This window comes from Flavobacterium sp. GCM10022190, from assembly GCF_042656445.1.
Classification (GTDB): Bacteria; Bacteroidota; Bacteroidia; order Flavobacteriales; family Flavobacteriaceae; genus Flavobacterium; species Flavobacterium nitratireducens.
The window spans coordinates 203,030-230,014 of record NZ_JBHSOQ010000002.1 but is presented as its reverse complement, the minus strand read 5'-3'; the positions used below and the strand labels follow the sequence as shown (position 1 = coordinate 230,014).

13 protein-coding genes are annotated in these 26,985 nt (G+C 31.4%); 6 read left to right on the top strand and 7 right to left on the bottom strand.

Going from position 1 to position 26,985, the window contains the following annotated elements:
* Positions 1-17 precede the first annotated feature (17 nt).
* The 5 genes from ACFPTQ_RS07935 to nagA all read left to right on the top strand — a co-directional run bounded on the left by ACFPTQ_RS07935 (position 18) and on the right by nagA (position 6,259).
* Entirely contained in the window at positions 18-305 is a 288-nt protein-coding gene (locus tag ACFPTQ_RS07935; protein WP_379776043.1) for a family 20 glycosylhydrolase, read from the top strand.
* Between the two features lie 293 nt (positions 306-598).
* On the top strand, positions 599-817 hold the full coding sequence (locus ACFPTQ_RS07930) for a hypothetical protein (RefSeq protein ID WP_379776041.1): 219 nt from the start codon (positions 599-601) through the stop codon (positions 815-817).
* A gap of 664 nt (positions 818-1,481) precedes the next feature.
* On the top strand, positions 1,482-2,714 hold the full coding sequence (locus tag ACFPTQ_RS07925) for an ROK family transcriptional regulator (protein ID WP_379776039.1): 1,233 nt from the start codon (positions 1,482-1,484) through the stop codon (positions 2,712-2,714).
* Between the two features lie 306 nt (positions 2,715-3,020).
* Positions 3,021-5,111: a GDSL-type esterase/lipase family protein gene (locus ACFPTQ_RS07920; RefSeq protein ID WP_379776037.1), complete on the top strand. Its 2,091-nt coding sequence runs from the start codon at positions 3,021-3,023 to the stop codon at positions 5,109-5,111.
* Between the two features lie 32 nt (positions 5,112-5,143).
* Positions 5,144-6,259: an N-acetylglucosamine-6-phosphate deacetylase gene (gene nagA, locus ACFPTQ_RS07915; protein ID WP_379776035.1), complete on the top strand. Its 1,116-nt coding sequence runs from the start codon at positions 5,144-5,146 to the stop codon at positions 6,257-6,259.
* Positions 6,260-7,281: 1,022 nt separating this feature from the next.
* Here the strand turns inward: nagA and ACFPTQ_RS07910 are convergent.
* From ACFPTQ_RS07910 to ACFPTQ_RS07880, 7 genes are all read right to left on the bottom strand, one after another.
* Positions 7,282-10,530, bottom strand: coding sequence for a TIM-barrel domain-containing protein (locus ACFPTQ_RS07910; RefSeq protein WP_379776033.1), 3,249 nt, complete (start codon positions 10,528-10,530; stop codon positions 7,282-7,284).
* A 92-nt stretch (positions 10,531-10,622) separates the two neighbouring features.
* Entirely contained in the window at positions 10,623-13,121 is a 2,499-nt protein-coding gene (locus ACFPTQ_RS07905; protein ID WP_379776031.1) for an RICIN domain-containing protein, read from the bottom strand.
* A gap of 375 nt (positions 13,122-13,496) precedes the next feature.
* On the bottom strand, positions 13,497-14,636 hold the full coding sequence (locus ACFPTQ_RS07900; protein ID WP_379776029.1) for a SusF/SusE family outer membrane protein: 1,140 nt from the start codon (positions 14,634-14,636) through the stop codon (positions 13,497-13,499).
* Positions 14,637-14,662: 26 nt separating this feature from the next.
* Positions 14,663-16,531 (bottom strand): RagB/SusD family nutrient uptake outer membrane protein, encoded by a 1,869-nt coding sequence (locus ACFPTQ_RS07895; protein ID WP_379776027.1) that lies wholly within the window; start codon positions 16,529-16,531, stop codon positions 14,663-14,665.
* Positions 16,532-16,544: 13 nt separating this feature from the next.
* Positions 16,545-19,715 carry a SusC/RagA family TonB-linked outer membrane protein gene (locus ACFPTQ_RS07890; RefSeq protein ID WP_379776025.1) on the bottom strand — a complete coding sequence of 1,057 codons (3,171 nt, stop codon included), beginning with the start codon at positions 19,713-19,715 and terminating at the stop codon, positions 16,545-16,547.
* Between the two features lie 648 nt (positions 19,716-20,363).
* Positions 20,364-21,413: a family 43 glycosylhydrolase gene (locus tag ACFPTQ_RS07885; protein ID WP_379776023.1), complete on the bottom strand. Its 1,050-nt coding sequence runs from the start codon at positions 21,411-21,413 to the stop codon at positions 20,364-20,366.
* A gap of 30 nt (positions 21,414-21,443) precedes the next feature.
* The gene (locus tag ACFPTQ_RS07880; protein WP_379776021.1) at positions 21,444-22,628 is read right to left on the bottom strand and encodes a 1,4-beta-xylanase; all 1,185 of its coding nucleotides are present in this window, start codon (positions 22,626-22,628) and stop codon (positions 21,444-21,446) included.
* Positions 22,629-23,007: 379 nt separating this feature from the next.
* Between ACFPTQ_RS07880 and ACFPTQ_RS07875 the strand changes: the two genes are divergently transcribed.
* Entirely contained in the window at positions 23,008-26,955 is a 3,948-nt protein-coding gene (locus ACFPTQ_RS07875) for a two-component regulator propeller domain-containing protein (protein WP_379776019.1), read from the top strand.
* Positions 26,956-26,985 lie beyond the last annotated feature (30 nt).

Below are 26,985 nucleotides of genomic sequence, written 5' to 3'. Positions count from 1 at the left end.
TAAATTTATTGCAGTTAATGCATGACAATGTTTTTGTGGATGCTTCTGAAATTACGGATTGGCCAGCCTTTGCGAGGGGCAGATTTATGGTTGATATAGGGAGAAATTATCAATCGATGAAACTCTTGAAACAACAAATTGATATGATGGCTGCTTATAAGCTAAATATTTTCCACTTTCATCCTTCCGAAGATATTGTTTGGAGTTTGCAAAGTAAGCAATATCCCCAGTTAACAAATCCGGAACATATGCTTCGCGACAAAGACGAATATTATACTGAGAGTGATTTAAAAGAACTAAATTAATTATTGTAAAAACGTTACATTATCTTAGTTTCAGAAATCGATATGCCTGATCTCAGCGCTGCTTTCAACAGAACATAGGGAGTTGATATGCAAAGTAATGAAGGTTCAGAAATTGTAACAAATATCATAAAAGGGGTTTTACTACTTATGACGTTCCTTATTTACACTTCGGTGCCGATGAGGTAAAAATTACCAATCCCAAATTTTTACCCGAAGTTATTGCCTTAACCGAAGGTTTTAAAAAAAGTATTTAACTGGACTTAACAGAAAGTAATGAAGAAGATGTTATGACAATGAATCCGGTTTATCCGGGAATGTTAACTTTTGCAGAACTAACTTGGAAAGGTGGTGGTTATGCGGGTTGGACAGCCACGATTGGTCAACCTAAAACTGAAAGAGCAAAATCTTTTACTGAATTTGAAAAAAAGACTACTAGAACAAAAAAAAAACAATATTTTAAAGATTTAGCTTTTAATCATGTAAAAAAATCTGATTTAAACTGGATTTTTTAGTACTTGTGACAACAAAGGTGATTTAATGCTGAGTTTCTCTCCTGAAAAAGAAAATTTTAGTAACTCAGAAGAAAAACTACCATACCAATTAGTTGGTGATACTTTGATGATGAAACATTTGTGGGCACCACAAATTTAAGGAGTTCTAGAAAAAACAAAAGAAAATACAACATGGTATGCTGAAACTCAAATTTGGAGTGATGAAAATAAACAAGAGGAATTCTGGATAGGCTTCAATAATTTATCCCGTTCTATAGCTTCTGATTCTCCAAATGAGGGAACATGGAATAATTTAAACAGCAAAATATGGGTAAATAATATTTTAATTGCTCCACCCAATTGGAAACATCCTAATCAAAAAGGAAATCCAGAGATTCCATTAATCGATGAAGGATATGAATACAGAGAGAGAGAACAAAAAATAAATTTAATAAAAGGGTGGAATACAATCACAGTAAAATTACCTACAGGATCACTCGTAAGAACTAATTTACAAAATATTATAAAATGGATGTTCACTTTTGTTAAAGCGAAAGAATAATTGATAAATAATTCAATAACAAACATACTGTTAATAAATTATTACAAAAACAACTACAAGGATACCTATAAATTATAGTAAATTTGTTTAATATAATTTAAAAATTTATCTAAAAAAAACATGATGAGTTTAAAAGATTTATTAGATGCAAGTAAAGATAAGAGCCTTTCAGGACAAAAGTGGCATATGCTTAGACAAGCTATAACTAGAAGACTACTCTCTGAAGGAAATGCAACTATAGCCGAATTGAGCACTGAATTACAATCTAGTGTACCTACCGTCACTAAAGCTATAAATGAATTATTAAGCGAAGGCTATGTTGTAGACATGGGAAAAATTACTAACAGTGGAGGAAGACGCCCTTCCCTTTTTAGTATAAACCCTACCTCTGCATACTTTTTAGGTGTTGAAGTTGGTAAAGCAAGTATTTCTATTGGTTTACAAAATATCAAAAATGACTTCATTAGTATTGAATTAGGAACATCATTTATTCTAGAAAACAATCCGGAATCATTATTAGAATTCTGTAACTTAATTAATTCCTTTATTGAAGATTCTTCGGTTGATAAGAAAATGATCGTAGGGGTTTGTATCAACTTGTCCGGGAGAATAAATTCAATGGAAGGTTTTAGTTATAATTATTTTTTTAGTGAAAACAGACCTTTATCAGAAATGATTTCAGAACAATTAGATCTACCTGTTCACCTTGAGAATGACACTAGAGCTATGGCTTTTGGAGAATACAGCAAAGGTGTAGTGGATGATGAACAAAACATAATATTTCTAAATTACAGCTGGGGAGTTGCTATTGGAATGATTACAGATGGGAAATTATACTATGGAAAATCTGGTTATTCTGGAGAGTTTGGTCATAGTAATATTTTTGACAATGGTATTATGTGTCAATGCGGTAAAATTGGTTGCCTAGAAACCGAAATTTCAGGTTGGTCTTTAGTCAATCAATTTAAAGAAGCCTTAAGTGAAGGAAAACAATCAAGGGTAATTCTTGATGATCATCCTTTAGCACTACAACATCATGCAATAATTTCTGGGGCATTAAACTTAGAAGATAGTTTATGTATTGACTTAGTTACTCTTCAAAGTGAAAAAATGGGGCGCTATTTATCAATTTTACTCAATATTTTTAATCCAGATCTCTTAGTTATTGGTGGAGATTTTGCTCAATTAGGAGATTATACTCTTTTACCTATTCAATCAGCATTAAAAAAACATTCATTAGGTTTAGTGAACCGAGATATGAAATTAAAAAAATCTACATTAGGTCGTCGTACTGGAGTTATTGGGGCTTGTTGCGTAGTTAAAGAAAAGATGTTAACCCCTTTGATTAACAACTAAAACAATTATTATTAAAATATTTTAATAATAATTGTTTTGTTTGTAAATTTAATTACTATATTTACAATCAGATACTAAAAATATACATTTAAGCTTAGTAAATATTAACTAGTATATGATTTTCTTTAAATTAATTAAAAGAGGAAGATTGTGTCTTTAATTAAAGTACGTTAGTAACTTTAATATCAAATATTAATTTTTTAAGTTGAAGTTAAGTTGATCTTGTTTGTTTATCTAGAGGCGTGACTCTGAGTTTCGCCTCGTAGATAAACAAAGTTACTTCATGTCAATTTATTGAAATATAACATGAAAACTACCCAATCTAAGTTGTTTACTCTTATTATTGTATTTATTATTACTTTTCATTGGAGTGTATTTGCTCAAAAAAAAATAATAAAAGTAGCCTGTATTGGAGATTCTGTGACAGCAGGATATTTATTATCTGATCCTATTAATGAATCTTATCCATCGCAACTGCAAATCTTAATAGGACAAAAATATCAGGTAAAGAATTTTGGACATAGCGGAGCAACACTTTTAAAAAAAGGTCATAATCCTTACTACAAAACCAATGAATTCAAAAATGCTCTTGCATTTAATCCTGACATTGCTATTATCCATCTCGGCCTAAATGATACAGACCCAAGAAATTGGCCCAATTACAACGATGAATTTGATGCCGATTATAATTGGTTAATAGAAACTTTTAAAAAACAAAATCCTTCAATCAAAATTTACATCTGTAAGTTAACTCCAATTTTTAATGAACATCCTCGTTTTAAATCCGGAACAAGGGATTGGTATTGGCAAATACAATCACATATCCCTAATATTGCTAAAGCCAATCATGTAGCGTTAATTAACTTACATGAACCACTTTATAATCGAACCGATCTTTTTCCTGATGCCTTACATCCAACTAATGAAGGAGCCTCTATAATTGCTAAAACTGTTTATGAAAAAATTACACAAAATTATGGTGGATTAAAATTAGCTACAGTTTTTACTGACAATATGGTTTTACAACGCAACCAAACTATCCAAATTTATGGAACTGCAGATGGAGGCGAAACTATTGATGTTATTTTTAAACAAGAGAAAAAAAGTGTCATTACCGATTCAAATGGAAAATGGAAAGCCGTTTTTCCACCAATGAAACATGGTGGCCCTTATCAAATTACTGTACAATCTAAAGGAAAGACAATCACTTTAAAGAACATTCTGATTGGCGATGTTTGGTTTTGCTCCGGACAATCTAATATGGCTTTTCAACTTCAAAATTCAGAAAATGGATTAACCGAAGTAAAAAATGCCTTCAAAAATACCAATATTCGATTATTCAATGCTAAAAGCATTCGGGAAACAGATGAAAAACCTTGGGATTCAACTAGTTTAACTAAGACAAATCAACTTAAATTCTTTTCAGGAAACTGGTCTATATGTGATTCGATAAGTGCTAAAGATTTTTCTGCTATAGCCTATTATTTTGGTAAAAAAATTGCCTTTGAAGAAAACATTCCTATAGGATTAATTCAAGTGGCAGTTGGGGGCTCTCCTATTGAATCCTGGATTGACAGATACACTTTAGAACATGACGACAAAGTTGTTGATGTATTAACAAACTGGCGAAAATCCGATTTCATCATGCCTTGGGTTAGAGAGCGAGCCGATCAAAATTTGAAAAATGCCTCAAACAGTAAACAACGTCATCCTTATGAACCTGCATACAATTTCGAGGCTGGTGTTTCATCTTTTATAAATTTCCCCATAAAAGGTATTATTTGGTATCAAGGTGAAAGCAATACGCACAATGTCGAATTATACGAACATCTTATGCCTACACTAGTCAAAAGCTGGAGAAATGCCTGGAATGAAAATCTTCCGTTCTATTATGTTCAATTGTCCAGTATTGACAGACCTTCATGGCCTGCATTTAGGGACATGCAAAACAAATTACAAAAATTTATACCTAATAGTGGAATGGCTGTAAGCATGGACTATGGTGATGTCTCAAATGTGCATCCCATAAAGAAAAAGGAAGTTGAAAATCGCTTAGCACTTCAGGCACTACAAAATACTTATTCAAAAAAAATAATAGCAAGTGGCCCAATTCCTTTAAAAGCATTACAAAAAAACGATAACATCATAATTTCATTTGCTTCAGCACATCAATTAAATACGTCAAATCAAAAAGAATTAATAGGTTTCGAATTGGTAAATGACAAAGGGATTCATTTTAAAAGTAAGGCTACTATTTTAAAAAGCAAGATATTAATTAAAATACCAAAAGGTGAAAAAATAAAAACAGTTTTATACGCATGGGAAGCTTTTACCACTGCTAATTTGGTCAATGAAGTAGGCTTACCTTGTTCTACCTTTACATTGGAAATGAACTAAAACAAATCAAATAATTTCAATCTATCTTTAAAATGAAAAAAGCGATTATCAACGGAATTGTACACACAGGAGATGAAATAATTGACAATGGAGTTATTATAATAGAAAATAGAAGAATTATTTCAATTCAAAAAGAAATTCCAAATAATATTGAAATAATTGATTTAAAAAGAAAACATATTTCAGCAGGTTTTATTGACATCCAGATAAACGGTGGAGAAAAATACTATTTTAGCAAAACACCTACTGAAGAAACTATCAATGACATATACAATTCGAGCCTTAAATACGGTACAACTCATGTGCTACCTTGTTTGATTTCTTCTTCTAGGGAGTCAATACTTAAAGGAATTGAAACTATTAAAAATTACAAGGACAAATATAAAAATGGAGTTATTGGAATGCATTTAGAAGGCCCTTTTTTAAACCCTTTAAAAAGAGGTGCACATAGTATTAATCAAGTTCGAAAACCTACAAATTCAGAACTGGAGGAAATCATCCGCTATGGAAAAGGCATTATTAAAGTAATTACCATTGCCCCAGAATGTTTTTCAGACGAACAAATAGATATGTTATTAGAAAGTAATATCATTATCTCAGCAGGACACTCAAATATGACATACAAAGAGTCCCAATATTATTTTGATAAAGGAATTAAACTAGTAACCCATCTTTATAATGCAATGACCCAATTTGGTCATCGAGAACCTGGCTTAGTAGGTGCTTCTTTAGAGAATAAATCTGTCTATACCCCTATCATACTTGATGGCGTTCATTGTGATTATGCTGCTGCAAAAATTGCATATAATTTAAAGAAAGAAAAATTCTTTTTGATCAGTGATGCTGCCTTCCTAGGACGTAAAATTTTAAATTTTAAATGGGAAGATTTTGACATTCATCTAGAGAATGGTTTTTACCGAAATGAGGAAGGAAATTTGGCCGGAGCTAGTATCTCTATGAAGGAAGCTGTACAAAATGCATACAACCAACTAAACATATCTGCTGATGAAGCTATAAAAATGGCTACATGTCGAGTAGCTAAAGCGATTAATATGGAAAACCAGCTAGGTAAAATAAAGACGGATTTCCCTGCTAATTTTATCACTTTCAATGATAATCTATCAGAAATAGAAACTCTAAAATTATAGGATTCTTTGATTAATAAATTTTAAAGAAGCTTCTTTGTCCAAAACAATAACAACATTATTATATTCTTTTACATACAGCTACTCATTTCAAAAAAACAGACAAACCCTATAGTAACTCAAAATGGTTTTACTCTAAAGAAAAGAAGTTCATTTAGAACCGAGGATTTTTTTGGACTTCATAGATATTAAAACATCTTTTTTTTACGCATTTATAAAATCAATAAAAATAACGCAGTTACTCAGACTTTAGAACGGAAACCCATTTTGAAACAAAGACAACCAATTATAATATCTTTTAAATACTAATTTTAATGTTGCACAAGAAGTACCAAAAAAAAACAGTAATTATTAAAATTAATTTTGTTAAAACAGAAGATATATTCAATTTGGAAGAAAAAAATTTAATTTATTTTTAAACAAATTAATTATCAAGAAAAATACTTTTTACATTTTCTTATTAAACCTTAAAAAGTAGTACTCAAGGTGTTCTACAGTCAAACACCTTGAGTTGTATTTTAAGTAGATATTTATCAATTTAAAAAGCTCATTTTTATAAAAATCATGAAAAAACAAACTTAATATTGCTAATGGAAAACAATTTTTAAGAAACAATCATTATGAATAACCCTAATAATTTAAAGGCTTCACATACTATTTATCGAGACTATTAATGAACATTAATACAGGAAGAAGGTGTTCAATTAAAACACCATTCACTCCACTAAAACAAATTCAAATTAGTTCAAAAGCCTGTAAATCGTGTGATTTACAGGCTTTTTTGTTTTTGGTACTATTCAATTTATCTATTAAATCTTAAATCATTGGTGGTAAAATCGGTTACCCCAAAAAAAGCAAAATTAGGGTAACCAAAATTAATCTCAGTCTAGCAACAACTATTCGAAGTTAAATTATAGTGTTTTAATTGCTGATTAAGTTAGAAGAAATAAAAAAGTCACATCTTAATAGATGTGACTTTTTCTGTAAAAAAAAAACAATATTAAAATTCCTATCTTAATAATCAATTAAAATGATGGAAAAAGACTTTTTCTAGCAAATTTATCTGATGAAAATTCCACCGAAAGACCTTGTCCATAACTTTCTTGAAAATATTCTAAACGAATAGGAAGACGACCTTTTTTCAATCTAATTTCGTTACTTTTTTCAGAATAGCCATGTAAACCATCATTATCTATTAATAATGAATTATCAATGTATAGTTTACTACCATCATCAGAAGCTATGTAAAAAATATATTTTCCATCTTCGGGAATATTGATATATCCTGTGTAAACCAAACCATAATTATATGCATCATGGTTAATTTTATTCAAGTCAAAATCAGGTGCATATCCTTTAGCTACAGGAGTCAATTTATCAAAATCCGGCATTTTACTCCAAGTCCCTTTATACAAACTATAATTTAATCCCGTTTTTTTATCATAAAATATTTTTGAAGAAACCGAACTACAAGAGCCTTTAGCAACTGGACATGCAATTGCATTAATTCTTACTGGTACTGAAACCTCAAAAGCTTTGGTGTAAAGCAATGAATTAGTTGTAGGAACTGAACCATCCGTTGTGTAATAAATTTTATCTGTACTCTTTTGATTAAATTCAATTTTAACTTTTCCGTCAGACTCAATTACGCTTTCTGTATTTTTAAACTCTGGTTTTTCTGCTATATTTCCAAAAGCTTTAAGGAAATTATAATAAGGCTTGTAGGCACTGTTCGATTCACTTATAGATTGTATCGTTAATAAAGCATTATTCCATCTGTCATCAAAACCATCAATTTCTTGCTTAATATCGTTAAGGTGATATTCTATATTTTGTCCAAATTGAGAAAGTGACATTATTTCAAAAGGACTATATAATCCATCATTCCAATCATTCAACAATCGGAATGCTTCGAATTTTTTCATGTATTTAACTTGTCCTTTTTTACCTGAAAGTAGTTGTTGATCGTATTCTGGGAAATCAAGTTCTACAGCAACCATTTTATTTGTTGGTAATTCCGAAACATAAATTCGTGTCTCAAAATCATTTCCTGAATATGACCAACTACCCGATTTAGGTTCTGCGCTAAAAGGGATGATTTGTCCATTAACCGATACATTTGTTGGTGGAAAAGTACAAGGAAAACGCAATTCATACCCTCTGGAAGTTAACATCCCTGAAAAAGAACCTTCTACTGGATTTATTTGAATATTCATTTTATTTCCAGCCTTTTTAGATGTTATTGAAGTATATGAATAGGCTTCTTTCTTAAAATTATTATTATTCCCTTCATCTTCATAAAGTCTAAGTGCTCCATTTTGGCCAGGATAAAAAGCCAAGATTAAAGGATTAAGTGGTTTTTCATCTGTTCTTTCTACTTTTTCTTGCATAGGAATAATGGCTCCTTCCTTTACAAAAACAGGAATATCACTTAATGTAAAAGCCATTTCGACTTTTTTACCTCCTTTGATAATACTTCCAGTACTACATTCGAACCATTTCCCTTCTGGTAACCATGTAACTTGTGAAACAGCTATATTGTCTTTTTCAATAGGTTTAGTTATTGGATTAACAATCATATCACGACCAAACATGTATTGGTTAGGGATTGAATAAGCATTTTCTTCCTTTGGATAATCATAATACATAGGATGAACAGTAGAAACTCCAGTTTCATAGGTGTTTCGCGCTTCATTATACAAATAAGGAACTAAAGAATATCTAGTTAAATAAGCTTCTCTCATAATTAAAAAATTATCGAGTGGATAAGCCCAGATACGTCTTTCGTGTTGCGGAGCTGCCGTTGCATGAGTCCTAAAAATTGGACTAAAAACACCCCACTGAATCCATCTAGTATACAATTCAGGAGAACCTGCATCGCCTTGATGACCACCTATATCATGACTCCAATATCCAAAACCAACATTAGCCGCTGTTGAAGTAAAATAAGGTTGATAATTTAATGATTCCCAATTAACAAAGGTATCTCCTGAAAATCCTATTTGATATCTATGGTTTCCTAAACCTCCCCAACGATGGAAAATAAGTGGACGAACCTTATTTTGACGTTCCATATCACTATAATGCACATAATTTAGGTAAAAAGTAGGATTAACTCCCGGTATATTAGTATTACCCCATTGTTGCCAGTCTAACCACCAAAAATCGACACCCGCTTTTTCTATTGGACGCAAAATAAGGTTCATATAATTAGTAGCAAATTTTTTATCTGTAATCTCAAAAGGCACAAACTTCTTTGTACTTGGATCAATCCCCATTGCTTTTGCCATTTCAGGATACCCTTCTTCATAAGGCTGAATTCCGGAAGCAGGATGAAGATTTAGACAGGTTTTAAGATGTTGTTCATCTGTCCATTTTAAAAACTTTTCAGGAGAAGGAAACAAATTTTTATTCCATGTAAAACCTGTCCATCCCGCATCTTCTCCGGCTTGATCCTTTTGTCTTTGTCCGTTTTTGAAAAACTCAGGCAACGATTTCACATGCCAATCCATATCAATTACAAAAACATCCAGAGGTACATCATGCATTTTAAATTCCCCTACAAGTTCACGAAATTCCGTATCTGAATACTCTCTATATCTTGACCACCAAGCACCAAAAGCAAAACGTGGAGGCATAGCAATTTTACCAGCAATGTCTGTGAAATCTTTTAAAGCTTTTTTATAATCTGTATCATAGGCAAACAAATACATGTCCTGATTATTATCCGCTGGACGTTTCATCACCCAATTCCATTCAGAATTATCAAAAAGTGGACGTACACTATCATCTATTAAGTACCATCCATCACGAGAAATTATTCCTTGTTCCAATTCTTTGGCTGGTCCGCTTACACCATCCAAAGTACGGGTTGTTCCTAATAAATTTTTATTATTTGCTAAGCCTGGTTTCCATGTTACATTTTTTCCATTTACAATAAAATCTACACTAAGATTTTTATCAGAAAACTTACCCGAACCTATTTTATATTTAAGTTTTACAACATCGGTAACAATTTGAAGTTCCCCATTAGTTTCTTTTTTAACAAACTTTGGTACTGGAAGATTTCGATTAACAAAAGTTAAAGAAGCATTATCTACAAATTTACCATCATTGCTCCACTCCATACGAATTACCCGGGGTGAAAGAACGGTAAACCTTGTGTTCCCTGAAACAATCACTGCTTTGGAATTGGCTACAGGATTGTATTCTTGAGCAAGCAACGTTGCAGAAACGAGTCCAAAAATTGTAACTAAAAATTGTTTTGTTTTCATATTCTATTTTAAAATTAATATTTGATGCTTCTAATGTGACATCGACAATACAACTGATTGTCACTTTTGAAGCTTCTTTTTTATAGTTGAATTTATCGTTTAATAAATTTATTACTGTATTTTTTGTTATTGTTTTGAATTTGTAGCAGATATAAACCTTGTTTTAAATTACCTACGTACAAATTATTATTTTCAATTTTAGGAGTACTTATAAGCCTACCATGAATATCAAATATTTTTGTAGTTGCATTTAATAAATCAATATTCGTTTTGATGTATAAAGTTTGATCGACTGGATTTAAAATATCCAATTGATTACTTACTTCCTGTTCTGGATTAGTAGAATTACCTACAAATAATTGTGAGGTGGGAATTACTTCTCTTTCCTGAAATAAATTTGACCATTCTAATTTACAACTTGCTTTTTCAGCTGTTTCGTAATATTCCAATTTAATATCGTAATCCTCACCCGCTTTAAGAATAATTTCTCCCTTGTACTCGCCTATTCTATTATTCCATTTATCAATAATTAATTGGTTATTAATCCATAATCTTCTACCATTATCACTAGTTACATAAAAAACATGTTCTCCACTGTATTTAGGTTTTATTTTACCAGTCCATCTTACCGAAAATTGGTTAGAATTGACATTGGCATTAGGAGAAGACATTCCCCATTCGAAGTCAATTTTAGCATCTACTCTTTCTAATACCGGTTTTTCAAAATTAATTCCATTGAAATAATTACCTAATAATCCTGTTCCATTACCAATTATCGAATTTACATCTGGCATCAAATCAAGCTTCCAACGTTGGGCATTATTTCCATTATCTGTCCATTGCTGTATATTTGTCCCTGGTTCTGAAAGATTGTTATTGACGTCAAGACATTTATTAGTGCCCTTATGGGTTAGCTTATAATAACCGTCGGGCATCAAATCCAGTTTCCAACGCTGTGCATCATTACCAGTATCATTCCATTGATGGACATTAGCACCATCATTTGAGCTGTTATTATCAACATCTAAAACTTGATTTGAATTTTTATTTTGCAACTTATAAAACCCATCATTTTCAAGTGTAATATACCATCGTTGCCCCTTAATATTTCCGCTATCTGTCCATTGATGAACATTCGCTCCGGGAGTCGTACTTTCTTTATCGACACTTATAACTTGATTCGTTCCTTTATGGGTTAATTTGTACAATCCTCCGGAAACAATTGGTACTTCAATTAATTCCAATTCCCAGCGCTGTCCATCGTTTCCATTGTCAGTATATTGTATCACATTGGCAAGAGGAGCATTGCTGTTTTGATAAACATCCAAACATTGGTTAGTCCCTTTATGCGTAATCTTAAAATAACCATCTGTCATCGCTTCTAAATTCCATCGTTGTTCATCGTTTCCATTGTCAGGTCCTTGTTGTACATTAGCTCCAGGAAGCTCATTATTATCTTTTACTTCTATACATTGAATTGTATTTTTATTTGTCAATTTGTAATAACCATCCGACTCCAAACTTATTTTCCAAAGTTGAGATTCACCCCCATTTTCAGTATTTTGATAAACATTAGAACCAGATAGATTCGCTTCTAAAGATTGGTTAGTCCCTTTGTGAATTAATTTATAAATTCCTCCTGAAATAATTGGAGATACCGGCAATGAGGAGCATGAATTATCGGGAATTCTTGGCTCCACTCCATAATTAGTCATATTTATCGGTTCGATTAAACCATCCGAATTAAAATACATATGATCAATTGCAATTTTTCTATCTCCGCTGGAAGCATTCTCATAACGATGGTACACAATGTAGTATTCATCACAATCGCCTATCTTTATAACAGAATGATGTCCCGGTCCTTTATCCTCACTATTGGAACTAAGAATAACACCTTGATAGGTCCAAGGCCCTATGGGAGAAGTAGAAGTAGAATACCGAACATTATAAGAATCATTCCCCCAATACCCATTAGAATACATCATGTAGTAAATCCCTTTTCTTTTTACCATAAAGGGTCCTTCGGTATAATTTGGAGGAGTTATATCTAAAGGTTCAGAAACTGAGACCATATCTGAATTTAATGTTCGTACCGACAATTTACTTTGGCCTGAGCCACCATAATAAATGTAATTTTTACCATCATCATCCGTAAACACCATTGCATCAATAATATCAGTCATCTTGGGGTCTGTTGCAATAAGCGGTGCATTATTTGTATCTTTAAAAGGTCCAATGGGTGTATTACCCACTGCCACACCTATTTTGGCCTCAGCTGTATAATAAAAATAATATTTACCATTGCGAAAAACTACTGCCGGTGCCCAGCCATTATTTTGTGCCCATGGACTATCCGGATAAAGATCCATAATAACACCTTCATCCTTCCAATTAGTTAAGTCAATTGAGGAATAAGCATGAAACTGTGTTCCATAAGTAGCTGTTGTATAGATGTAATACTTATTTTCAAAATAATGAATTTCTGGATCAGCTCCTGAAAACAAAGGATTCATTGCTGTTTGTGCTGACAACATATCCATAATCCCTATGCAAACAAATAAAGCAATTAATTTTTTTCTTATTTTCATGCTTAGATTAATTAGTATATATTTTTTGAATTTGATTTGAACATTTAAATCCTATTTAAAAGATCAATCTAAAAACTTCTATTACGATAATAAAAAATATTTTTTTACTTTAATTCGGCATTAACCATTAGTTATTTCAATTAATTGCAGACAAAATCTATGCTTAAAAAAATACCTATTGATTATTAAAATATCGTTATCGTTTTTTTCGTCCACTTTATAACTAGTAAAAGGATTATACTAGAAATGATACTATCATATTAAATGTATCACTTCATTATTTAGAAAAAGAAGCCAAAATTTTCAACTCTATGCATTGAAAAACTTTGACTTCTTTTAGGCTAATTTTTATTATTTTTTAACTTGAAATGCCTATTAGATCTTTTTCAACTGTATAGTCATTTTGGCTGGATTTACTATAAGTTTGTAATTTCCTGCAGCCTGAATTATCCATTTATTGTCAGGACTGGCATTTGGTTTCAATGTTAAAGGTGTTGGAGCAGCATCAGGAATAAGTGGAGTTCCATTATTTGGAGGCATCAATGCTCTCCCATTCCAGTCACCTTGCTGTGTGTAAAGTTTAAATTCACCAGCATCAAATTGTCCTGTAAAGATAAATTCTTCTGGATTCTTAAGATCCCAAGTCATTTGCTTAGCATTCCCAATATTCCATCCAATACCTGAAATAGCATTTCCAACCATGTAAACATTTTCATAAGGTACATAACCTAAAGCATAAATTTTCTCTTCAATATCAATATATAATGAATGACGACCTGATTGTGTTATTTTAAAAACATTATTTTCGGTTCTTGGTTCAGTTTCATTGAAGATTAAAGTATTCCCCGCAGCAGGATCATAAGATGGTAATTCACTTCCTGGAGTTCTAATAATTTTGAAAGAACCTGGAGTAAAGTTACCTACAAAATTATAGATAGTTCTTTGAGTGATTTCAGGCAAACTTTTACCTGTACTGTAATTCCATCCACCACTTATAGCATCTCCAACCATAAATAATGGTAATGGACCTGGACTGTAAGCTGTAACAGAGAAAAACGCTTTTGCAATTTCAGGTTTTTGATATTGAGTACTATTGTCTACTCTTGCAATTATCATGGCTTCAAGTTTAGTAACTACTCCACCAGGTCGCTTGAATTTTTTCAATAAAAGAGAATTTAATTGTCCAACTGTATATTTTTTAGTAAAAATATCAACTGGAAGTTCTTCGATTAAGGCTGTTTCCTCGTTAAAATTATTTCCCACAATATCCATTAGGAAAAAATACTTCAATGTTGTTCCTGCTCCTCTATCATTACCTGGTGTCCAAGTAAATGTGATAGCTTCTGCATTATCATTCCCTTCTGTCATTACAACATTATCCGAAGAAACTGTTAATGCCATAGGTTGTTCAAATTTTGGTTCTTTAAGCCAATCCGCATTTTCAAGACCTTTGTCATCACAGGCGGTTAGAACCATAATTACTATAACTGAGATAATATTTAATATATTTTTCATTTTAGTTTTATTTATTTAAATGTATTTTACCAGTAAGGAGCTTGAATTAAATTTGGATTTTTTACTATTTCAGATAAATGTATAGGGAACCAATAAAAAGCTTTTCTATAAATTCTTTTTTGGTATACTGTTCTTTTATAAAAATCTGTAGCGTTTTGACCATAAAAATTCATACCGTAAAAATCAGTATTCAATAATTGTTCTGCTTCTTTCCATCTTCTAATATCATCGTAGCGGATTCCTTCAGTACAAAGTTCTACTCTTCTTTCCATATGGATTAATTTTCTTACTTTGGCTTGATCGGCAATATCTACATGAATATTATTTTCATCAGTCACTCCAGTGGTATATGTTCTTACTCCAGCTCTTTTTCTAATTTTATTTAAGTAGACTAAAATGTCTGGATCACCAGGATTGTATTCATTTAATGCTTCAGCATAATTTAAGTATGCTTCTCCAAGTCGGTACAAAATACCCGGACGTGGAGTATAATAGTTATTGATTGGATCACGAGATGGATCTGTTTTCTTTCTAACTAAATATCCGTTTTGAGGAGCATCGTGAGTATTATTATTATCTCTCTTTCCATTAAAAAATTCTAATTTTCTAGAATCTTTACTATACCATTGCCCATCAAAATTAACAGCCAAATAGAAACGTGGTTCTCGATTACAATACATATTATAGGTACCTGCTAAAGTTACCTGCCCTTCATTTTTTACTTCTTTCCATTTTGTTTGTCCATTAGTCCAATATCCGTCCTGTGAAGAAAAACCATTTTCAACGTAACCAGAATTTGGATCAGAAATAGGCAATCCATTCGCAGTAAAGAAAGCATCTACTAAAGATTGAGTTACCCCATATCCTCCATAACCTCCACTTCCTCTAGGAGCCGAATGAATATCATATTCTCTATAATTAGAACTTGGACGAGCAAATAAAACTTCAGTATTACCTTTATTGTATTCTTTAAAAAATAAATTTTGACATGACAAGAAAGGGTCAATTTCTCCATTAGGGGCTAACTCTGTATACAATTCGTGACCTGCAGCATTAGCTACTTGAATTAAATCTTTACTAGCATCTGCAGCTTTTTTCCATTTATTAACATCAAAACTTGTACTAAAAAGATGAACACCACCATTATCAACATGATCCGCATAATCAGTATTTCCATTAACTAATGGACTTGCTGCAAACAATAACATTCTGGCTCTAACCGCTTTACACATAATTGAAGTTGCGCGACCATATTTTCTTCCATCGTCATAAGATGTTGGTAAAATTTTAGACACTTCTTCTAATTCTGTATCGATCCAACTTACAATTTCATCAAATGGTGTTGGTCCTTGCAATAAATCCGCTAATGTATAGTTTACAGGAGCAATTTGCTCTGGATTAAAGGGAACAGGTCCATAAGTATTAATTAATAAATAGTAATAATATGCTCTTAAAAATCGAGCTTCACCTATCATTAATTTCACATCATCCTCAGTCAATTTCTGCTCAGGAATTGTTTTAACATTTTTTATAAGGATATTAATTTCTCTGATTTTTTGAGGTAGTCTAGCCCAATATCCAGGGCCCCAATTACTATTAGTTGACCAAGTACCCAAGGCAAATGGAATAACTTCCCAACCGTAATTACGCCATCTTTCCGATGGTGTCATATCATCACCTAGAACTTCCCATCCTAAATCTCTTTGATAACCCCAAATTGGATCTGGTACCATAGAATAGCATCCTGATAACCATTGCTCTGTTTTTGTTTTACTATTAAAAACACCATCTAAGGTAAGTTCGGTATCACTCTCTTTATCCAAATAATCTGAACAAGAGTACGTTAATGTCAATGTTAAAAATAAGAACATTGATTTTATATATATATTTTTCATTTTATTTTAATTTTTATAAATTAACCTCTAAACCAAAAAGTATAGATTTTGTACTCGGATATCTTAAACCTGTTCTTGTATCTAACTCAGGATCCCAAAGTTTGAATTTTGAAATATAGAACAAGTTGTTACCACTCACATAAAACCTTAATCCTCTTAACTTAATTTTCTCTGCAATATCTTTTTTCAAAGAGTATCCAAATTCAATTGATTTCAAACGCATAAAACTCATGTCTTTTTTCCACCAAGTAGATGCTACAGAATTATTAGTATTAGTACCATAACTTAATCTTGGCCAAAATACATTTTGACTTTGGTTGTCTATTGTCCAACGGTCATTGTAATTGGTATAAATATTTCCTAATGTTCCTGTCCCACTTCCTGGTATAAAACGGGCAGAATCCTCACCGCCTTGTCCTATTACTTCATATGTTTTTCCAACCCCTTGGAAGAAAAAGCTCATATCAAACTGTTTGTATCTAGAAGTAGAACCGAAACCATAGATTATTTGAGGATCTCTTGTCCCTCCAATAAAACCTTCATCTAAGGCATTTATGACACCATCGCTATTTTTATCTTGATATTTAATATCTCCTGGACGAACTAACCCACCAAGTTGTGGTTCAGGCAAATCGTCTTTTAACAATCCTGTTACAGAATCAAAATCGTCTGTAGTATATAATCCAAGAGCTGTTTGTCCCCACAATGTATTATTTTGAATATTGGTTGCAGACTTATATGGATATAAATTTTTAACTCCTTCCGGTTCATCTCTTTCAGTAACTTTATTTTGAACATAAGTAAAGTTAGCTCTCCAACTCATGAAAAAATCAGGTGTAAATTGTTTATTGAAATTTAATGCAACTTCAATACCTTTATTTTCCATCTTTCCAAAGTTTGCAAAAGGTGTATTTATAAATCCTGCTTGCGTAGGTACCGTAGAACGTCTAATAAAAATATCTTTTCTTTTTTCTTTGAAAACATCTATTGTTAAGTCAAGCGTTCTCCACAATCCAATTTCAACTCCAACATCTGTTTTTAGTACCTTTTCCCAAGTTAAATTTGTAACTCCAACCTCTCCTTCTTGAATTCCCCCAATATAATTTCCGGTTCCCGTACCCCAGTTGTAACCATCTGAATTACCATTAATGGTCGTCTGATAAGCAAATCTTCTATTTGATCCAATGTTATCATTACCTACTAAACCATACGAACCTCTAAATTTAAGTTTACTAAGTACATCTTTATAAGGTTCCATGAATTTCTCCTCACTTACAATCCATCCTAGAGCAAAAGATGGGAAGAAACCATATCGTTGTCCTTTGGCAAAATTTTCAGAACCATTATAACCAAAGTTGAATTCTCCAATATATCTACCTCCAAATCCATAAGAAGTTCTTCCTGCAATACCTTGGTGTCTGTATGGCTGAACTCCTCCATTATCATAACTATTTTGATTATATAGTAACAATCCATTTAAATCATGTTTGCCAAAAGTACGACCATAAGTCAAACTTCCTTCTAAATACACACGACGATCTCCATAATCAGCACCATTACCAAATCCAAGAAACTCTTGACCGTATTGTTGAATATCATGAATTAAATTTCCTTGAATATCTCTTCCGCTAGCAATATTGTAATAATCAGGTGATTTACTTCTCGTAATTCTGTTTGAAGAATAATTATCAAATGAATAAACTAATTTACCCTTTAATCCTTTTGTAATCAAAGTACTAAGATCTTGTTCTAACGAAACAAAACTTTCAATTTTACTTGCTCCATTTTTATAATACCCTTGTTGCGTAGAAATAGCCCATGGATTTGGTCTTGCAGGAACTTTAGGAATGGTACCATCTGAATAAATGGCAGGGTGTGCAAAAGGTGTAGTTTCAAAAGCTGTATTAAATAAATAATCAGTACTACTATCTCCTTTTGTAAGCTGTTGTAAAAACCCTCCAATATTTACTCTAAACAATGTTGTTTTAGTTAAGTTAATATCAATATTTGTTCTTACTGTTGCTCTATTTAAACGGGTTTCTGAATCATAAGACTGTTTTGAATCGGCAGCCAATATACCTCTCTCATTATAATAAGACGCTGTAAGCGCATATCGCAAGACATCAGATCCTCCACCTACATTAAGACTGGTTCTGGAAGTAGTTGCATAATCTTTAGTAATCGCATCAATCCAGTTTACATCAGGATATAAATCTGGGTCATAATTACTTGCAGTCTTAGCAATTCTGTCCTCAGTAAAAGGCATAGGTCTATTTGAGTCTACAGCTAATTCATTAATTAAACTCATATAAGGAGCTGCTCTGATAAATTGAGGTAATTTAGTAGGTTCTTGAATAGCTGTTTCAGTTCGAATTTGAATAGTAGGCTTACCTATAAAACCTCTCTTAGTGTTGATTAAGATTACACCATTTGCCCCTCGAACTCCATAAACGGCACTCGCAGCTGCATCTTTTAAAACAGAAAAGGATTCTATAGAAGCAATATCTACATCATTTAAATTTCTTTCGATACCATCTACTAAAACAAGAGGGCTAGTACCACCTGCAAAAGTAGAGATTCCACGAATTTTTATATCCGAAGCGTCATAACCAGGCTCTCCTGAACGTTGTACCGCAATAACCCCTGTAATTTGACCTCCTAAATTGTTACCAAGTGTTCGAGAGGTACCAAATTGAATGGCAGAAGGTTTTAATGTACTAATTGCACCCACAACGGATTCTTTTTTCTGAGTACCGTAACCTACAACTACTACTTCATTAAGTTCATTTTTATCATCTGTCATTACAATATTTAACACTTTTGAATTATCCAAAGATTTCTCAACCCTTTTCATTCCAATAAATTCAAATATCAAAATTGACTTATTAGATGATACATTTATTGTATAATTTCCATCAATATCTGTTTGTACGGCATTATTAGTGCCCTTTTCAATGATACTAACTCCTGGTATTGCATTACCATCAGAATCGGTAACATTTCCTGTAATTTTTATTCCTTTTTGTGTAATAAACTTCGTCTGACCAGATTTAGAATATCCATTATTAATGCAGAGCATTAAAAACAATAGACAAATAAATCCAGACTTACGAAAATTAAACTTACCCAAGACAAATAAGCTTGATTGTCTTGTAAACATTTCCCAAGTCGTTTGAATTTTCATTTTAATTTTAATTTTTGGTTGGTTAATTAATTAGTTATTTATTTGTGTGAATTAGAAAAACATAAGGAGATTACAACTAAAACATTTTTTTGTAATAAAAAGTCATTACATGTATATTTAAAAATTATAATGAACTTTTTTTATCAATAACATAATTTATTTCATAAATATTTATATTTTATTTTTTGACCAAATTAAGAGAATGCACAATTAATTTTGACTTCATTTTGTTTCATAATTATGTTTATATGGTGCATAAAACACATAAAAATCAATAAAATACTCCATCTATAAAAAGTAATCACTCTATCTTTTGTAATTGCAACAAGCTTTTAAAAAAAAGGAAATACATACTTTTGAAGACGATAAGAATTTAGGCGTAACACTTTTAGATGAATAATAATTTTAGTAGATAAACAAACGTAGTAAAACGATTTAGCTAAAACAAATGACATCAATAATAATCTTAATAAAATTAGATTGTAGTATTCTTTATCCGAAATAATAATCTTAAAAGTATATATTGTAAAAAGTGACTTGTAACTTAATCGTTCCTACGATGCAATTTTGAAAAAAACCATTAAAACTAACCAAAAAAATTACATCGAAAGAAACGATAAATTACATAAAAAAGGGATTGATTTATTTTTACATTGTAGGTATAGCCAAGCGAACACCTTCCGAAACAGGTACACCGATAATTGGGTTGCCGTTTTTATCCCATTTTATTTGTTGCATTCTAGGTGACCTATGTTGTCCGCATCCTTCGCCTGGATTAGAATTTGCATGATATAAAATCCAATCTTCCTTACCATTAGGAGACTTAAAAAAAGAATTATGCCCTGGTGCATATACCTTCGTTTTACTTGATTGTTGCAAAATTGGTTTATCTGATTTTACCCATGCCAATGGATCCAACAAATTATCTTTTCCTGTAAAAGTAAGTAAGCCTAAACTATAATTATCTGTCCAACAACCACTGGCCGAGAAAACAATAAACAATTTATTATCATGTGATAGAAATTGAGGTCCTTCATTTACATTTACTTGCGCAGGGTTTTTGTCATCATGCAAAGCCCCAAATAATTCCCAAGGTTTTGTAGGACTTGAAATTCTTACTCTGTCACCTTCAATTTCAGTAGGACTCTTCATTTTGGCAATATAAATATTTTGTTGACCGTTAGAATCACCTTCCCATCCAGACCAAATCATATATAATTGATTTTTGAATGAAAAAACATTACCATCAATTGCCCATTTATCTGTTTTGGCCGCAATTTTACCTTTAAAAACCCACTCCCCTTTCATTGGATTTTCGGAGTTGTTTTCTAAAACATACATTCTATGTGTATCGTTTGAACCATTATCAGCAGCAAAATATGCATACCATTTTCCATCAATAAAATGAATCTCTGGAGCCCATATTTCGGCAGAATAGGAAGTATTTGCAGGCGCTTTCCAAATCACTTTCTTTTCTGCACTTTTTAAGTCGGCTAGATTTTTAGTTTTCAAAATCATAATTTGATTTTGCATTGTATGCGTATAATAGTAAAAACCATTATGAAATGTGCTATATGGATCTGCTCCATACTCTAATAGAGGATTGGAGAATGTTTGTTGTGCTAGCATTACATTGCCTATACAACAAAATAGCGCTATTAAAATTAATTGCTTTCGCTTGATTGTATTTATCATCATAATTATGTTTTCTAGAATTGCTGTTTAGAATTAGTAGCTGGTTTTGGATTTAGATTCTGCAGTTATTTTTTTAATAAAATCAGCCTCTTCTTTTATGTATGGTACTCCATTTGTATTAAACACTTCGTGAAACCATACAGGAGGTGCAGAATCATATTTTCTTGTCCAACTATCCCAAGGAAATTTAGTCTGTGTTTTTCCATCTACTAACCCCCAATTCATCATAGCTATGTTATTTTCTTTAGCGATTGGTAAAAAACCTTCAAAAGTACTGCCGTTTGGTCTGGCCATATATTCAGTACACAACATAGGTCTACCATATCTTTTCAATTCATTGATTCTGTTTCTAAAATCGGCAGGCTTGTCATAACAATGAAAAGAAATAACATCAGATTGTTCTAATTGTAACCTAAAAATAGGTTTCATTCCCTTTTCGGACCAATCACCTGCCCAAACCCCTGAAGTTAATGGTTGAGATGGATTACTAGAACGTGCCCATTCGAAAGTCTTTTGCAATAAATGATAAATTAGTTCTTCTTTATTTACCAATTCTACTTTATCATAGGCAGGTCTGTTCATATTATCGGGTTCATTCCAAACATCCCATCCTAAAATCCTCTTATCGTCTTTAAAGTGCGCTACAGTTTCTTTGACATATTTTTCTAATCGATGTACTTGTGTTGTATCTAATAGTGCTTTTTGTCCAGGGGATTGAACCCAACCTGAATTATGTAAAAAAGGTTGAGGATTTCTTTGTTTTCCTGAAACAGGAAAAGGATCCCAACAAGAATCAAACAATACAAACAATGTTTTAATATGATGTTTGTGGGCTATTTTCAAATATTCATTAACTCTTTTATAAAACCCTTTCGGATCATCTTTGTGCAATAAATCATGCAGATAAACACGCATTACATTCATTCCTATTGCTTCTGCCCAGCCTAATTCTTGGTCTATTCTTTTAGGGTCAAAAGTATCAGCCTGCCACATTTCAAGTTGATTTATAGCTGTAATAGGGTTGAAGTTTGCTCCAACTAGCCAAGGCTGTTTTGAATACCAATCATTAGCAATTTCTTTACTCCAGATTTCTCTTTTAATATTTGAATTAAGGATACTTGAAACATGTGATTTTTTAAATTCACTTTTGCTTACATTACAGCTAATTATGGATAGCGAAAATAAAACAATGGCTGTCAGTGTGTTTCTATTTGTCATTTCTAAATTATTTTACCTACTTGATATTGTTCTTATTATGGTGATATAAAAAATTAAAAAAAATACTTTCCTATTTTGTATTTAAAAAATTAAGTAATATTGCAACTCCCTTTAAAGAAGATATTTTTTGTTTATTTCTATTACAATACGGTATTTTTTTATCAATTATGTAATTTATATATTAAAAAAAAATCAAATTTATTTTTTGACCAAAGTAGGATATTAGTAACACAACAGTAACTTCATTTTGTTTCACAATTATGTCAAAATTGGTCAAAACACATTGAGAAAGCGTTATAAACATGGGGGCAAAACAATTTGAATGCTTATGACACAAGAAGAGCGATTATTTTTATAAAAAAATTAATTTAAAATTTACATGCAAAAATTATTTAAAATACAAACCCTAATTTGTCTTTGGTTCACTTCTACTGCTTCCTTTAGTCAAGAATATTATTTCAAACATTATAAGGTAGAAAACGGAATGTCTAACAATACCGTTTTAGCATCAATTCAGGATAAGGATGGATTTTTATGGTTTGGAACTAAAGATGGATTAAATAGATTTGATGGCTATCACTTTAAAACTTTTCGAAGCGGATCAAATCCTAATACCTCATTAGGAATTAATTACATCCAATCATTACATGAATTCAAAAATTATATTTGGGTAGGAACAGATAAAGGCTTGTATTCCTATGACAAAAAGTTAGAAAAATTTACTTTTTTAAATGAAGCAATTAATAATCGTATCAATGATATTGATAATGATTTTAAAAACAACTTGTGGTTTATTTCTTTTGGAACATTGGTTAAATATAATGTCAATACAAAAGAGACAACAATGTTTGACAGAAATACATTTTATACAACTTCAATTACTTGTGACCAAAAAGGCGTAATCTGGGCATCATCTTATGATGACTTATATCGTTATTCTGAATCAACTCAGAGTTTTGATAAAATAAAAGTACAATTACCTAATAATCAATTTTCAATTTCAACTATTTATGCCTTAGATGCTAAATCGATTTTGATAGGAACTAGAGATCATGGTGTTTATAAATATGATATTTCCAGTCGAAAAACTACACCTTTTATCAATGGAGCAAACAAACCAATCTTTGTAAGACAATTTAAAAGAAATAAAAATAATTTATGGATAGCAAGTGAATCTGGAGTCTATATCTATAATCTATCTAATAAAACAATTCGAAATTTACGCAAAAGTCCAACTGATCCCTATGCTATTTCAGACAATGCTGCCTATTGCATTACAATAGATAAGGAAAATGGAGTTTGGATAGGAACTTATTTTGGTGGTGTCAATTACCATCAAAAACAATATGACCAGTTTAAAAAATACTTTCCAAGCAAAAACAATAATGCCATTGTTGGGAGCGCCATACGTGAAATAAAAAAAGATAGTAAAGGTAATTTTTGGATTGGTACTGAAGATGCGGGTATTAATAAATTTAATTTACAAACGAAGAGTTTCATAAACTATCAACCAAACGGAACAAAATCGGGTCTATCTTTTTATAACATCCATGGAGTATTACCAAGTGGAAATCAGGTTTGGATTGGAACTTTTGAACATGGATTAGACGTTATGGATGCGAATAGCGGTAAAGTAATCAAACATTATGATCATTCTAATAGTAATCTTAAAAGTGATTTCATTGTTACATTTTATGAAACTCCCGATAAAAGACTTTATGTAGTAACCTCTTTAGGGATATATATTTACGACCAAAAGAATGACAACTTTACAGTTTGTAATGATTTTTCAGAGACAACCCATTACACTTGCTTATTTAAAGACAATGAAGGAAATTTTTGGGCTGGATCTTATCGTGACGGATTGTTTTATTACAATCCAAAAACACATGAAAAAGTAGTTTACAAATATGATTTTAATAATAATAAAAGCATCAGTAATGATTTTATTAACTCCATATTTCAAGATAAACAAAACAACCTCTGGATAGCAACTGAAAATGGATTAAACTTATTTGATTACAATAAAAGGGAGTTTAAGAAATTTACAACAAAAGATGGTTTCCCTAGCAATGTTATCTATTCTATTTTGCAAGATTCTCAGCAAAATTTATGTATCACAACCTCAAAAGGATTAGTGAAATTTAATTACAAAACTAAAGCTATAACTATTTTCACTAAAGCTAACGGATTATTAAGTGACCAATTTAATTATAATTCCGCTTTCAAAGATTCTAATGGAGATATGTATTTTGGGAATCTGAACGGAATGATCAGTTTTAATCCTAAAAATTTTAACACAAATAAATACAACCCTCCTATTTTTATTACAGGCTTACAAATAAACAATCAAGATGTAATGGTTAATGATGAAAATTCTCCATTGGGCGAATCGGTTTCTTTCATCAAAAAAATTACCTTAAAAAATCATCAGTCCAATTTTAATATTGATTTTGCATCATTAAGTTATACCGCTCCAGAACTCACACAATATTGGTATAAATTAGAAGGTATCAACGATGATTGGATCTTTTTAAACAAAAACAACAAAGTATTTTTTACAGAACTCCCATCAGGAAGCTACAAATTTAGAGTTAAATCTTTAAGTGCTAACGGAGTATGGAGTAAGGAAGCAGTTATTGAAATAACCATATTACCTCCTTTTTGGGCAAGTAATTATGCTTTTTTTGTTTACTTTTTAATCATTTCAGGAGGTTTGTACTGGCTTTTGGGCAGGTATCATGAGATGAATATCAAAGAAAACAATCAAAAAATTGCGGCTCTTAATAACGAAAAAGAAAAGGAAATTTATCATGCTAAAATTGAGTTTTTTACCAATGTAGCTCATGAAATCCGAACCCCTTTGACTTTAATAAAAAGCCCCTTAGAAAGTTTGATGAAAAAAACCTATGAATCTCCAGATATTATAAAAAATCTATCGATCATGGAAAAAAACACCTCTCGTTTATTAAACTTGGTGAATGAATTATTAGATTTTAGAAAAACGGAGATAGAAGGAATGGGCCTCACTTTTGTTGAAATTAATATTTCTGCTCTAGTAAAACAATTACAGTCGGAATTTACCCCTTTAATTGAAGAGAAAAATATTCATTTTGAATTAGAATTGGGAGAAAAAAGTATTTATGCTTTTGTAGATGCAGAAGCAATTAGAAAAATCCTTAGTAATTTAATTAGTAATGCTATAAAATACGCTAAAAGTGAAGTAATTATTACTTTGTTTAGAGATGAAAACTCATTTGAATTCATCGTTAAAAATGATGGAAATTTGATTCCTAAGGGATTAAAAAGCAAAATTTTTGAACCTTTCTTTAGAATATTGGGCTCTGAAAACCAAACAGGTACAGGAATTGGTCTATCCTTAGCACATTCTTTAACTGAATTACATAAAGGAACTTTAAAATTGCAATTTCAGGACGAATCCATGAATACATTTGTTTTGAAATTACCTCTTCATCAAGAAAGTGAATTCCATCTTTATAAAGCGCCTTCAGAATCAACTATAAAAGATCAAAATGAAGAATTTGAAAGCGAAATAATAGCTAAAGATCTCAAAACCCAAATACTAATTGTAGAAGATAATGTAGAGCTACTCAATTTTATGAGTAAAGAACTTGGTAAAGAATATAAAATATTTAAAGCATCAAATGGTGAAGAGGCAATTAAAGTAATCCATAATGAAACTATTCACATTGTGATAAGCGATATTACAATGCCTATAATGGACGGAATAGAATTATGTAATCGAATTAAATCGAATATCGAAACAAGCCATATTCCAGTGATTTTATTGACCGCTTTAAGTGCCGTACAAACCAGAATCAAGGGATTAGAATCTGGAGCTGATGCTTATATTTCAAAACCATTCTCTATGGATTTTATTTTGGCACAAATTAATAACTTAATTTCTAATAGACGTCACGTAATGGAATATTACGCAAGTTCTCCACTATCTCATTTAAAAAACGTTGCACACAATAAAACGGATGAAGATTTTATTAAAAAATTAGATGAAATAATTGACCAAAATATGTCCGATACGAATCTAAGCGTTGAATCATTAGCTGAAATTCTAAACATGAGCCGCTCTACTTTATACCGAAAAATTAAGGATATTTCTAATTTGAGTCCGAACGAATTAATTAATAATGCTCGTTTAAAAAAAGCAGCCGAATTATTATTATCAGGTAAATACAAAGTATATGAAATAGCAGAAATTGTAGGTTACAATTCCCAATCAAGTTTTAGTAGAAATTTTCAAAAAAGTTTCTCAATGTCGCCTTCTGAATTCATGAACAATGGTAATTAATTTCAATACCATAAAGTCATAATCAGCAGT